The organism is uncultured Agathobaculum sp. (genome assembly GCF_963927765.1).
GTDB lineage: Bacteria > Bacillota > Clostridia > Oscillospirales > Butyricicoccaceae > Agathobaculum.
The window spans coordinates 1-13,575 of the sequence record NZ_CAWVCU010000100.1 but is presented as its reverse complement, the minus strand read 5'-3'; the positions used below and the strand labels follow the sequence as shown (position 1 = coordinate 13,575).

Genomic DNA, 13,575 nt, shown 5'->3' with positions numbered 1-13,575 from the left:
TCATGGCCGAAGGGCACCCGCCGAAGCCTTCGATTAACCCTTTCCTCGTCAACTGCGATACCGGCTGCACCGCAGTTCTGGCGCTTTTGCTGCTATTCACTTGTCGTCATATACTCTCACCTTCCTTCAAACAAAACAAGGTGGATGCGAAAACCACATCCACCTCTGTTGGCTCTTTCCTATTATACGACAGACTCGATGACTTTGGCAACCCTTTTTGCCAAAGTATCTACCTGCTCGCTGTTTTTGCCTTCGACCATCACGCGAACCAGTGCCTCTGTACCAGACGGGCGCACCAGAATGCGACCGTTCTCCGCCAATTCTGCCGATGCTTCGTCAATTGCCGCCTTGACCTCCGGCAGCTCCTGCAAGGTAGCCTTCTTATCGTTTGGAACCTTGACGTTAATCATCAGCTGCGGCCACGGCACCACTTCTGCCGCAATTTCCGAGCACTTCTTACCGCTCGCCTTGAGAATCGACATGAATTGCAGCGCGGTCAACTCACCGTCGCCTGTCGAAGCGTATTCCAGAAAAATGACATGGCCGGACTGCTCACCGCCCAAGATATAACCCTTTTGCAGCATCATTTCCAGCACGTAGCGGTCACCCACATTGGAGCACTCAATACGCATGCCGTTCTTTTCCGCGTAAGCGTGCAGGCCCATATTCGACAGAACAGTCGCCACGAACGCGCCGCCGCGCAGCTTGCCTTCCTTCTTCATGTGCGCGGCGCAGGCTGCCATAATGCGGTCGCCGTCCAGTTCTTCACCGGTCTCGTCAACAATCAGGCAGCGGTCGGCATCGCCGTCAAACGCCACACCCAAATCAAAGTTGCCGTTCCGCACACGCGTTTTCAATTGCTCCAAATGCGTCGAGCCACAGTTATCGTTGATATTGATACCGTCTGGCTCATAAAAACGGATCTCCGCCTTGCACTCAACCAGACGCATCAAGCGCTCGACCGTTGTCGAGGATGCGCCGTTTGCGCAGTCCACCGCCACACGCAGACCGGACAGGTCGCCCCGAATGGTTTCCGCCAAATGATCGGTATACTCCACCACGGGATCGATCTTGCTTTTAATCACGCGACCCAGCTTTTCATGGGTCATCTTCGGAATAGACTCAAAATCGTCGATCAGGTCTTCGATCTTCGCTTCAATTGCATCAGGCAGCTTATAGCCGTTACCCGCAAAAATCTTAATGCCATTATACTCGAACGAATTATGGCTCGCCGAAATGACAATGCCTGCATCTGCCTTGTGCTTGATGGTCAAAAATGCCACCGCCGGCGTCGGAATGACACCAAGCAGCTCCACATCCGCACCGACCGAGCAAATGCCGGCAACCAACGCATTCTCCAGCATATCCGAAGAAATACGAGTATCCTTGCCGATCAGCAGCTTGGCCTTACCGGTGTGCGTTGCCTCCTGCGTCAGCGCATAAGCAGCGGCAGCACCGATCTTAAAGGCGAGCAGTGCATCCAGTTCCAGGTTTGCCACACCACGAACGCCGTCTGTTCCGAAATATCTACCCAATATCAAACACCCAACTTTCTTATTATTAACGGCGGTCTTACAGCATTTGCTGCCCGTCCGCCGGTTCCATATGCATATGACGATAAGCCTGCACCGTAACGCACCGCCCGCGCGGCGTACGACTGAGAAAGCCGATTTGCATCAGGTACGGCTCATAAACATCTTCGAGCGTGATCGCTTCTTCGCCAATCGTTGCGGCCAGTGTATCCAGCCCAACCGGGCCTCCCCCGTAGTTGAGCATGATGCTTTTAAGCATCCGCCGATCCACATTATCCAGACCAAGCTCGTCGATTTCGAGCGCACGCAGCGCCATATCCGCACTGGCTTTATCTATCGTACCCGTACCGCGCACCTGTGCAAAATCGCGCACACGGCGCAGCAGACGATTGGCAATACGCGGCGTGCCGCGGCTCCGGCGCGCAATCTCAAAGGCGCCATCATGCTCACACGGCACATTCAGGATACCTGCCGAGCGTTCCACGATCTGGCAAAGCTCCTCAGGTGAATACAACTCCAAGCGGAGCATGACGCCAAAGCGGTCACGCAAAGGGCTGGTCATCTGTCCCGCACGTGTTGTCGCACCGATCAGCGTAAACCGCGGCAGATCAATTCGAATCGAACGTGCCGACGGTCCTTTGCCAATGATAATATCCAGCGCATAATCCTCCATCGCGGGATAGAGAATCTCCTCAACCGCGCGGTCGAGACGGTGGATCTCGTCGATAAACAAAATATCATTTTCCGAAAGATTTGTCAATAAAGCCGCCAAATCTCCCGCTTTTTCGATTGCCGGTCCACTCGTAACGCGGATATTCACGCCCATCTCGCTGGCAATGATGCCTGCAAGCGTCGTCTTGCCAAGACCAGGCGGGCCATACAACAGCGTATGGTCGAGCGATTCTCCGCGCATCTTCGCCGCTTCAATATATACGCTTAAATTTTCCTTCGCCTTGGTCTGACCAACATAGTCCGCCATGGTTTTGGGGCGCAGCGAATTTTCAGCCTCATCCTCGGAAAGCTGGCGCGTGGATATGATCCGCTCATCGTCCGCCATTCCGCCGGAAAATTCTATACTCAAAGGAACACTCCCTTACTGTTTGACCAGCTTTTTCAGACACTGACGGATGATCTCCTCCGCCTCCATCCCGGCGGCATCCAATCCTTCCATTGCATGCAATGCCTCTGCCTGACTGTATCCGAGCACCATCAGTGCTGCCACTGCCTCCTGTGTATGGTTGACGCCACTCGCAACCGCTGCGACAACGGTCGGCGAAGCCGCCGAAGCAGTCTCCAGCTGTTCCTTACTCATTTTATCCCGCAGCTCAAGCACAATGCGCTGGGCAATCTTCTTACCGATGCCGGGCGCCTGCATCAGCATTTTTTCGTCGCCGGTGATGATGGATAACGCCAACCTATCCGGCGGCGCGACCGACAAAATGGACAGCGCTGCCTTCGGGCCGACACCAGATACCCCAAGCATCATTTTGAAGCATGATTGCTCTTCTTCGTCGATAAAGCCATATAATTCAAAAATATCCTCACGCACATTCAAATAAGTGAGGAGACGCGCATGCGCGCCGATTTTCAGCTTACCAATCGTATTCTGTGACGCATGGCAGGCATAGCCCACACCGCCGCAGTCGATCACGGCAAGTCCTTGTTCGAGCACTGTTACTGTGCCATCTACATAATAAAACATTTACAGCAAACCCTCATATCGCATCGCCTGTCTGGAATGTCCGTGGCAAATGGCCAACGCAAGCGCATCAGCTGCGTCATCCGGCCGCGGCAGTTTGGTCAGATGCAAGATGCTTTTTGTCATCTCCATCATCTGCTTTTTCTCTGCATTGCCGTAGCCGACCACCGCCATTTTCACCTGATTCGGCGTGTAAGAAACCGGATGCAAGCCTTTCTGTGCCAGCGCGAGCAGGATCACCCCGCGCGCCTGCGCAACCTGAATACCAGTTGTGACGTTTTTAGAAAAAAACAGTTCCTCTATGGCGACTTCATCCGGATGAAAGGTATCCACCAGCGTCCCAATGTCCTCATATATCTCGCATAGACGCAGATGCATCGGCATACCGGGTTTGGTTGTTGCCGCGCCGTATTGTACGGGCGTAAATTTCATGTTGTCAAACCGGACTACACCATAACCGATGGTACCATATCCCGGATCTATGCCAAGAATCGTCATAAACGCAAACCTCTGCCTTGTAACTAGAGTATTTTACCATGAAACAGTGCAATATGCAACCTGATTTCCCAAATGCATACTACACCCGCTCGCCAAGGCCGAAGATCCATCCCTATGGTCAATCGTCACTCAGTCCGCCCTTTGAAAGCCAGTCCTCAATCGGCTCACGAGCACTCTCGATGGTCTCATACATCTCCATCGAAATCAGATTCTCCGCTTCCCCTGCCAGCGCGCGCAAAGCACGATCAAAGCAGTCCAGCCTGTCCTGATACTTGCGCAGGTATAGATCACAGCGCATTGCCGCATGCACCAGCTGCGCACTCAGCGGCACAGCAGCCTTCTCCTGTGTCACCGGATACCCTGTTCCGTCGTAATTCTTGTGGTGCCAATATGCAACATCCATACAGATTTTCACAAACGGATGCGGCTTTTCACTTTCCAGCAATGCGCGGCCCAATTCAGTATGCCGCATATACGTCTTCCGCCCCGGCTCCGGCTGCTCTGCGCCCAAAGCGATCACATCATCCGGCAAGCCAAGCAAACCAATATCGCAAATCCGCGCGGCTTGCTTCACATAGGCTGCCTGCAGTTCCGTCAGGCTGCCGCCCGAATGCCGCAAACGCCACGCTTCTGTCAAAAGCGCTGTCAGATGTGGAATCGTCCCGCTGGGTGTTGGACGAACATTGGCACGATGTGCACACAATGCGGCCAGCTTTTTACACCAGCAGTCCACAAGCTGCTGCGTTTGTGCAGCCGATAGCTGCTCCGGAACACAATCCAGCAAAGAGAATCCGCCTTCGGACGCAGTATCCTCCTTTGCTTCGGCTACTGTCTCTTGTTTGACTGTCCCGCGCTTCTGATCCAAAATCGTTGTTTTTTCCGGCCAAGCAGACCGTACAATAGTGCACACCCGCTCCTGCACGGAGTGCGGGTCGACCGGTTTGACCAGAAAATCCACCGCGCCGTGCTCTACGCCACTCATGACATTATCTTTGCTTGCATCCGATGTAATCAGAATGATCGGCAGCTGCGTAGTCAGTGCATTGGTTTGCAGACGATGCAGCAGCGTAAATCCTGCGCCACGGCGTCCCAGACAGATGTCTACCAGCGCCGCGCAAATCCGATCGGCATTCTTTTGCAAAAAGGAAAGCGCCTGATTGGCTTCCTGACAGCATTCCACCCGAAACAAGCCCTTGAATATTTCATTCAGGATGGCTAAATCCAATTCCGAATCATCTACAATCAATAGTGTATCACGTATCATAGGCTTCCCTCCCTACCATCTCTCATCCATCCGCCAAGGCGGCGTCCATGTCGCGCAGCAATTCGGACAGCTTTTCGCTTTCCACCTCGGTCTCACGCAGCAAGCCTTCCAGCTTTCGCATATGCTTAAAACCAGAGGTACGGTACTCTACCAAAATTGCTTGTACACATTCTGCCAAGTTCTCCGCAGACAGGTTCGCCGCAGTCCCCTTGAGCGTATGCACCAACATATAAAACGCTTCATCATCCTCCTGCTGCAGCGCTGTCCGGATTTCTTTAAAGCGCAACGCTTCCGGCAGGCGACGAACAAACTTCAAAAACAAAGCCGTATTGCCCATAAAGCGGCCAATTGCCTTTTCCGTATCAATACCGGCCTCATCCAATTTTTTTAAAAACGTATTTTGATCCATACCATCGCTTCTCCCTCGCAGCGTATTCCTCCATGAATCAGGAATCGTTTTCATTATACCGCAGAAAGACAAAGCGGGCAAGCGGCACAGACAAATGATGCAAAAATCTTCATCCGCTCCATCATTGTTTCCATTTCGGAGAATTGACAAATGCTGGCCAATGTCCCATACTGGCAATGGAGCGTCCATCGGAAGGAGAAAACAGATGAAGCATCAGAAAGCAAGGAATCGCACCGCACTACACCATTTATGGCTCAACATCCTATTCTTATTGTTTTTTGCCGCATTGACCATCTTCAGTCTGTATACGATGCGCGAAAAACTGCTGCAAAATGCGCAGCAATTCGGCACTTCCCTGACGCAGAACTATGCAGCTGAAGAACAAAACAATATTGATACCTATAGCGCTATGATGAATCTTGGCACGCAATACCTCGACCAGATGACCGAAAACGACGCCAGTGAGCAACAGATCCAAACATGGATCGAAAACTTTTTCCGTAAAATGCCGCAGGTTTTGCAGGACAATTCTGTGGATCTGTACGCGATCGTCGAAGGACATATCGTTGCCGCCAATCCTTGGGACGGTGATGACTCTTATGATTTTCGCCAAACCGATTGGTACCGTATGGCAATGGAAGCCAACGGCGAGGTGATCTTCACATCCGCTTATCAGGATGCCATCACCGGAAAACAAGTCATCACCATTGCGCAGAAAGCACGCAATTCCGATAATATGCTGTTGTTTGACGTCTTTCCGGAGGATTTTCATACCGCTGATGATATGCTGTCCCTGCCGGAGGGCAGCTCTTACTACCTATGCGACCAAGAGGGTACGCTCCTATATGCGCATGAAGCTGTCCCCCACGAGGCGGAGCAGCTACAGCCCTATGTCAACAGTTTGGTGCAACGTATTCAGGAAGGTGTGCTCGACCCATATAACGCCAGTATCACCGGACCGGATGGCAAACCAAGCGGTGTCTATTACTATCAGATGAGCAACGGCTGGATCACCATTCTGACCATTCCATTCCGCACGGTACTACGCGAATTGACCGGAATTTACCGGCTTTTCCTGTTCATCTCCTCTCTGTTTCTGATCGCCGCTGTGCTGCTGTCCATCCGTGATTACCGCTTGAACCGCAAAATCCGCCGCACAGATGACACTGTCCGAGCACTCGGGAACCTCTACTATGCTATCTATCGCGTCAACTATAAAACCGGTATGTACCAAGCGATCAAGTGCGCAAAGGATACCCGCCATAAAATCAGTGCGACGGGCCGCTATGCGGATTTGCTGCATACGATACAGCAGGTTGTCACACACAGCACCTACGAGGAATTTGCCAGCAGCTTTTCTCTCGAAAACATCCAGCAGCTTGTGCACGATCAGGTCACAGAATTCGGCGGCGACTATCTGCGTCGCTTTGAAAACGGCGAGCGCTGGGTCAATGTCAGCATCCTGTTTGACAAGGCATTTGCACAGGACGAAGTCGTACTGGCTTTTCGTGAAGTCAATCAGGAAAAAACCCGTCAGCTCAAACAGCTGGAGCTGCTGCAAAATGCACTGGAATCCTCCCACCGGAGCGAAGCAGATAAAAACGCATTTTTCAGCAATATGTCGCATGATATGCGCACACCGCTCAATGCCATTATCGGCCTGTCCGAACTGGCGCAGCATAATTTAGACGACCAGAACAAGCTCAAAACCCTCCTACATAAAATACAGTTTTCCGGTCAGCAGTTGCTCAACCTTGTCAACGATGTGCTGGAAATCTCCCGCATGGAGCAGGGCCATATCTCGCTCGACTATCACCCGATTGACTTGCAGCAATGTGTTGACGACTGCGTGGAAACCTTCCGTCATCAGGCAAAGAACGAGGAGAAAAACCTCTCATTGACATGTGATCTGCGCCATCGCATGGTTCTGGGCGACGCTTCGCGCATCAGTCAAATCCTAAACAATCTGCTGTCCAACGCCTTTAAGTACAGCGAATCCGGCGCATCTATCTCCGTCCGGCTGACCGAAAACATAACCGACAAACATAGCAGCTATGAGCTTTCCGTGCAGGATACTGGTATTGGCATGTCTCAAGAATTTCTCCAGCATGTTTTCGAGCCATACGCACGGGAAACCCGGTTCAGCGCGCGATCTATTGTCGGCACCGGATTGGGCATGGCGATCGTCCATAGTTTGGTCAAACGCATGGATGGTGAAATCCGTGTTACAAGCGAATTGGGTCAGGGCAGCACATTTATCGTGACGCTGCCGCTGCAAATCGTTACCGAACCGGAAAGCACAACCACCTCCCTGGCTACGGAGCAAACGGCGCAAACCGAACCATCTGCATTCGATCTGCGCGGCAAAAAGCTGCTGATTGCAGAGGACAACGAAATCAACATGGAAATCGCAACCGAAATTCTTTCCATGCACGATGTTCAGGTGGTACAGGCCTGGGATGGACAGCAGGCTGTCGAGCGCTTTTCTGCGTCGCAGCTGCATGAATTTGATGCCATCTTAATGGATATGCAGATGCCGAACATAAACGGCTGTCAAGCTGCACAGGCAATCCGCATGCTGGATCGCGAAGATGCCACAACCATCCCCATTATCGCTGTGACTGCAAACGCTTTTCCAGAAGACATTGCAAAAACACAAGCTGCCGGCATGAATGCACACATCGTCAAACCCATTGATTTTTCGGTTTTGTGTCAGCTTTTGCAATCCCTAACCTAAACCGCTTTTCCCCTGTAAACTAAAAGGGACGGTAAAAACCGTCCCTTTTTCTTATGCCTTCTTCTGATTGTGAATGCGTTCCGCTGCGAGCAGAATACCCGCCTTACCCGAAGAATATGTCAGGCCGCCCTGCATATAGCACACATACGGCTCACGCATGGGCGCATCCGCAGACAGTTCGATCGACGCACCCTGCACAAATGCACCGGCCGCCATAATAACAGGGTCATCATAGCCCGGCATCGCCCACGGCTCCGGAGTCACAAACGAATCCACGGGCGCACCGGCTTGAATACCCTCACAAAAGCGGCACAACAGTTCTGGAGCACCAAATGCAATCGTCTGAATGATGTCATACCGTGGCTCCTCTGCCTTCGGGCTAACTTCATAACCCAGCAGCTCCATCACCTTAGCGCAGAAAATGGCCGTCTTGAGCGCTTGTGCCGTCGTATGCGGTGCCATGAAGAGTCCCTGATACAGCAAGCGGTTTTGCCCCATCGTACAGCCGCATTCACCACCGATGCCCGGCGCGGTCAGCCGATACGAAGCGTTTTCCACCAAATCCGCGCGTCCCGCGATGTAGCCGCCCGTCGGCGCCAAACCGCCGCCCGGATTTTTGATCAGCGATCCCGCGATCAGATCCGCACCGACCTGCGTTGGCTCAATGTCCTCCACAAACTCACCATAACAGTTGTCCACCATGATGACCGCGTTTTCATTGACCGCACGCACGGTCTTGCAGATCTCCCCGATCTCCGCACAGGACAATGTCTTGCGCACAGCGTAGCCCCGACTGCGCTGGATAAATACCAGCTTGACATTTGGATCCTGCGCCGCCTGTACGATTGCCGGCAAGTCAGACATGCCGTTTACTAAATCGACCTGTTTGTAGCCAATACCATACTGCTTCATGCTACCGCAGTAATCGCCTGTGATCGTATTCTGCAGCGTGTCATAGGCTGGGCCGGTCACGGAAAGTACGGTATCCCCCGCCTTAACGGCGGAAAACATGGCACAGGACAGCGCATGCGTTCCGTTGACAAAACCAATGCGCACCAGTGCCGCCTCCGTGCCGAAAATATCGGCGTAAATGCGATCCAGCGTGTCACGTCCATGGTCGTCATAGCCATAGCCGGTCGTTCCGGCAAACAGATTATCCGATACGCGGTTTTTCGCAAAAGCTGCAAGCACTTTTTCCGTATTGCGGTCACAGATTTCTTCAATGCGCGCAAAATACGGCATGATTTCGCGCTCGGCCTGTTGACCGAGCGCGCGAATTTCCTCTGATATTTGTAACTTATTCATCATTTTGTGTGTTGTCTCCCAATAACTTCTGACCGTTCGGCAATGTGAACAGTTCCGCATCCGGCTGCTCGGTCTTGAAATTACTGACCACGACCTGACGCGTCAAATTTTCCCCCTGATAAAAAGATGCTTTTTTCAGCAAACCAGAGGCCGCCGAAACATAGTATACACAGCGGTATCCGCCCTGCTCAAACTCGACCATAATGCACGGTTCATTATCAATATCCTGCCTGCCAGCACTTGTCAACACAATGCTTTCATCCAGCACATCCTCATAGGTTGGCAGCATCGCAGCAGAGTCATCTGAAAACTCACCCCATGCGCCTTTATAGAAAGTTGTGCTGCCGTTTTCCCAAGTATAGGCAGTATCTCCTGCACGCACCAACGTACTTTGCACCGCTCCCGCTTCGGTCAACCAATCCGTACGAACCATGCCATCCAGCATGTACTGACGACAGCGAAGTGTGGCCGAGCCACCGGAATAATACAGCGTATTTTCAATGACGCAGCTGTACGCCTCCGGGCGCGTCAAAGACGCAATGACTTTTTGCGCGTTATCAGGACCGATTGTGACATCTGCCACGCTTTGTGCGGTTAACAGCTGACTTCCGGAACTAACGGTCGGCGCATTTTCCGTACCGCTTTGCAGAACGATACCGGTGTCCTTGCGATGCAGCATCCCGGAAGAAAGCACATAGCTCAAAAACAGCAGCCCTACCAGCACCGCTGCACCAATGGCTGCGAGCATGGGTGTAGACGGACTTTTATGCGGCTTCATGGTGCAAACGGAGCCGGTCCATCCGACCGCAGGCCAAAATAGTGTTCAATCGCCTGCAAAATACGCGCCGAGGTCTTACCATCGCCATACGGATTGACCGCATGCGCCATCGCTGCATATGCATTCGGATCATCAAACAGCTCACGCGCCAAGCGGACAATGTTTTCCTGCTCCACGCCTGCCAGCTTGACCGTTCCCGCCTCAATGGCTTCCGGACGTTCGGTTTCACGGCGCAACACCAGCACCGGCTTGCCCAGACTGGGTGCCTCTTCCTGCAAGCCGCCCGAATCGGTCATAATCAGATAGCAGCGCGCCATCAGATTGTGCATTTCATCCACTGCCAGCGGATGGATCAGGTGAACGCATTCGTTTCCGCCCAAGAATTTCTCTGCCGTCTCGCGCACATACGGGCTGAGATGCACCGGATAAACAAAGTGTACATCCGGATATGCCGCCGACAGTTCCGCAATCGCACGGCAGATGTTTTCCATTGGCTCGCCGTAATTCTCACGGCGGTGCGCGGTTACAAGAACCACGCGGTTGTTTTCAAAATCCAGCGTTTTGAGCTGCTCATCCCGGAACGCAAAATCCGGCTGAACCGTGATGTGAATCGCGTCAACGACCGTATTGCCGACCACGCTCACGCCTTCCGTAATATCTTCGCGTGCCAAATTGTCGCGGTTGCGCGGCGTCGGCGCAAAATGAAGCGTTGCTATCTGACCGGTAAGCTTACGGTTCATTTCTTCCGGGAACGGAGAATATTTGTCATATGTGCGCAAACCAGCTTCTACATGTCCTACCGGGATTTTGTGATAGAATGCAGCCAGCGCACCGGCAAACGTCGTCGACGTATCACCATGCACGAGCACAATATCCGGTTTTGCCTGCTCGAGCACCTCATCTAATCCATGCAGGCTCTTTTCTGTAATCAGTGCCAGCGTCTGACGCGGCTGCATGATGTTCAAGTCGTAATCCGGCTTGATATGGAAAATATCCAGCACCTGATCGAGCATCTCACGATGCTGCGCCGTTACACATACGATCGACTCTGTATTTTCATTCTGCTCCAGCGCATGCACCAGCGGCGCCATTTTAATGGCTTCCGGCCGTGTGCCAAACACCGTCATTACCTTAATCTTGCTCATGTTCCTTATCCTCCTGTACCGCGTCCTCTGTTGCCGCCGTCTGCACAGTCTCATCTGCTTCTTCCTCGCTGTGCATTATCTCCTCATGCTCGCTCGGATGCTTTGCCCAGTGCTCCGCACCGTAAATGACACAGGCGCCGACCAGAATCGCCGCCAATACTGCCAGCAGCAGGACAATCGCCTTTACCTCACCCGACGAAGTCAGCACTACCGCCGTCAAGCCAAGCGTTGCGCTGATGGCATACAAAATAGCAACCGCCTGCTTCTGGTTAAAACCCATGTCGATCAGCTTATGATGCACATGTCCGCGATCCGGGCTCATTGGGCTGCGTCCCTCTGCTACACGACGAATGATTGCGTTAGCTGTATCGAAAATCGGCAGACCCAGAATTAAGAACGGCACTGCAAACGAAATCACCGCATAAAACTTGAACAGGCCCATGATGGATACCGTTGCCAACATATATCCCAAAAAGGTGGAACCGGTATCCCCCATGAATATCTTGGCTGGATTGAGATTGTACGGCATAAACCCGATGCAGGCGCCTGCGAGCGCCGCCATCGTGACTGCAATCGCCATATTACCAGTCAAAAGCGCAACGGCAAGCATAGTGATCGCCGCAATCGAGGACACGCCAACGGCAAGGCCATCCAAACCATCAATCAGGTTGACTGCATTGGTGATGCCAACAATCCAGATAATCGTAATCGGGATCGCCAAAATCCCCAAGTGAAAATACGGCGTATCCGAAAACGGATTCAAGTTGGTAAACAGCTTAATCTGCAAATCGCCAACGCAAACCGGGATGGCAGCAGCCACGATCTGCACCACAAATTTCAGCTTTGCCCCCAGCGCCAGCACATCGTCAAAAATACCGAGTGCGACAATCATGGATGCACCGAGCAGCACGCAAAGCATAGTCTGATCCAGTTCACCAAAAATCAAGATAGAGGCCAGAAATCCGCCGAAAATCGCCAGACCACCCAAACGCGGAATCGGCTCCTTATGCATACGGCGGCCATCCTTTGGCACATCAATCGCCCCCACCTTATGGGCGAACCGCTTGACAGGCGGCGTAAAAAAGTAAGACAACACGCCCGCCACGATAAACGCAGCAATAATCACGCCACTTACAATATATTCAGGCATCGTTTTTTCCCCTTAAAGACGGTATTTAACGTCCCACAAAGCCAACCTTCCGGTAAACCTTGCTCAGCGTCTTGCGCGCCAAATAAGACGCTTTCTGCGCGCCTTCTGTATAAACCTGCTCGAGATAATCCTTATTGCGCAGCAGATCCTCGGTCTTTTCACGGATCGGGCGCAGCAGCTCAACCACCGCTTCACCAACCGCCGGCTTGAACTCACCGTAACCCTTGCCGGCAAATTCCGCCTCCACTTCGGCAATAGATTTACCCGTGGCAACCGCATAAATCTGAATCAGGTTGGATACACCCGGCTTCCCAACCGGATCCATCACAATGCGGGAATCCGAATCCGTCACAGCGCGTTTGAACTTGCGCATAATGTCCTCCGGCTTATCCATCAGCAGAATGTAGCCGTTGGGGTTTTCATCCGACTTGCTCATTTTTTTCTCCGGATCGGACAGGCTCATGATCTTCGCGCCCTCTCCCGCCTTGGGATAGCGACCTTCCGGAATGGTGAAAGTATTCGGGTACACGCCGTTAAAGCGGTTTGCGATATCACGGCAGATTTCAATATGCTGGCTCTGATCCACGCCGACCGGCACAAGATTAGTCTGATACAGCAAAATATCTGCCGCCATCAGCACCGGATAGGTGAACAGGCCAACGTTCACATTATCCGCATGCTTTGCAGATTTGTCCTTAAACTGCGTCATGCGGGATGCTTCTCCGAACATGGTAAAGCAGTTGAGCACCCAAGCCAATTCTGCATGAGCCGGAACGTGACTTTGGATAAACAAAATGCTCTTTTCCGGATCCAGTCCGCAGGCAATATACTGTGCCAAAACTTCCAGCGTTGCGCGGCGCAGCGCCGCCGGATCCTGCCGAACCGTAATTGCATGCATATCAACCACGCAATAAATGCAGTTGTAATCCTCCTGCAAAAGCTCAAAGTTGCGAATTGCGCCAAGATAATTCCCCAATGTCAGCTTACCAGACGGCTGCACACCGGAAAAAATTGTTTGCTTCTGGTTTTCGCTCATAGCTATGACTTCCCTTACTCAA

12 protein-coding genes are annotated in these 13,575 nt (G+C 52.4%); 1 reads left to right on the top strand and 11 read right to left on the bottom strand.

Features of this window, described 5'->3' with window-relative positions; genetic code table 11:
• Positions 1-182: 182 nt before the first annotated feature.
• The 6 genes from glmM to ABGT74_RS09135 form a co-directional block, all read right to left on the bottom strand.
• Positions 183-1,535 (bottom strand): phosphoglucosamine mutase, encoded by a 1,353-nt coding sequence (gene glmM, locus ABGT74_RS09160; RefSeq protein ID WP_297282562.1) that lies wholly within the window; start codon positions 1,533-1,535, stop codon positions 183-185.
• Between the two features lie 37 nt (positions 1,536-1,572).
• On the bottom strand, positions 1,573-2,613 hold the full coding sequence (gene ruvB, locus ABGT74_RS09155) for a Holliday junction branch migration DNA helicase RuvB (protein ID WP_346705294.1): 1,041 nt from the start codon (positions 2,611-2,613) through the stop codon (positions 1,573-1,575).
• Positions 2,614-2,625: 12 nt separating this feature from the next.
• Positions 2,626-3,234 carry a Holliday junction branch migration protein RuvA gene (gene ruvA / locus ABGT74_RS09150; protein WP_346705293.1) on the bottom strand — a complete coding sequence of 203 codons (609 nt, stop codon included), beginning with the start codon at positions 3,232-3,234 and terminating at the stop codon, positions 2,626-2,628.
• Positions 3,235-3,729, bottom strand: coding sequence for a crossover junction endodeoxyribonuclease RuvC (ruvC, locus tag ABGT74_RS09145; RefSeq protein ID WP_346705292.1), 495 nt, complete (start codon positions 3,727-3,729; stop codon positions 3,235-3,237). It abuts the gene before it with no gap.
• A 118-nt stretch (positions 3,730-3,847) separates the two neighbouring features.
• Positions 3,848-4,993, bottom strand: a complete 1,146-nt coding sequence (locus ABGT74_RS09140; RefSeq protein WP_346705291.1) for a response regulator — start codon at positions 4,991-4,993, stop codon at positions 3,848-3,850.
• 22 nt (positions 4,994-5,015) lie between these two features.
• The gene (locus ABGT74_RS09135) at positions 5,016-5,402 is read right to left on the bottom strand and encodes an Hpt domain-containing protein (protein WP_346705290.1); all 387 of its coding nucleotides are present in this window, start codon (positions 5,400-5,402) and stop codon (positions 5,016-5,018) included.
• Positions 5,403-5,607: 205 nt separating this feature from the next.
• Between ABGT74_RS09135 and ABGT74_RS09130 the strand changes: the two genes are divergently transcribed.
• Complete coding sequence (locus ABGT74_RS09130; protein WP_346705288.1) at positions 5,608-8,139, top strand: ATP-binding protein; 2,532 nt, start codon at positions 5,608-5,610, stop codon at positions 8,137-8,139.
• 51 nt (positions 8,140-8,190) lie between these two features.
• Here ABGT74_RS09130 and ABGT74_RS09125 read toward each other — a convergent pair whose 3' ends face one another.
• Genes ABGT74_RS09125 through trpS form a run of 5 tightly spaced genes read right to left on the bottom strand, consistent with a single transcriptional unit; the run spans position 8,191 to position 13,553 of the window.
• Entirely contained in the window at positions 8,191-9,447 is a 1,257-nt protein-coding gene (locus ABGT74_RS09125) for a methionine gamma-lyase family protein (RefSeq protein WP_346705287.1), read from the bottom strand.
• Positions 9,437-10,222, bottom strand: a complete 786-nt coding sequence (locus ABGT74_RS09120) for a hypothetical protein (protein WP_297282535.1) — start codon at positions 10,220-10,222, stop codon at positions 9,437-9,439. The genes ABGT74_RS09125 and ABGT74_RS09120 overlap by 11 nt, the downstream gene beginning before the upstream one ends.
• Complete coding sequence (wecB, locus tag ABGT74_RS09115; protein ID WP_346705286.1) at positions 10,219-11,367, bottom strand: UDP-N-acetylglucosamine 2-epimerase (non-hydrolyzing); 1,149 nt, start codon at positions 11,365-11,367, stop codon at positions 10,219-10,221. Before wecB ends, ABGT74_RS09120 begins: the two co-directional genes overlap by 4 nt.
• Complete coding sequence (locus tag ABGT74_RS09110; protein ID WP_297282533.1) at positions 11,354-12,517, bottom strand: MraY family glycosyltransferase; 1,164 nt, start codon at positions 12,515-12,517, stop codon at positions 11,354-11,356. Before ABGT74_RS09110 ends, wecB begins: the two co-directional genes overlap by 14 nt.
• Positions 12,518-12,542: 25 nt before the next feature.
• Complete coding sequence (gene trpS / locus ABGT74_RS09105) at positions 12,543-13,553, bottom strand: tryptophan--tRNA ligase (RefSeq protein WP_297282532.1); 1,011 nt, start codon at positions 13,551-13,553, stop codon at positions 12,543-12,545.
• Positions 13,554-13,575: the final 22 nt, after the last annotated feature.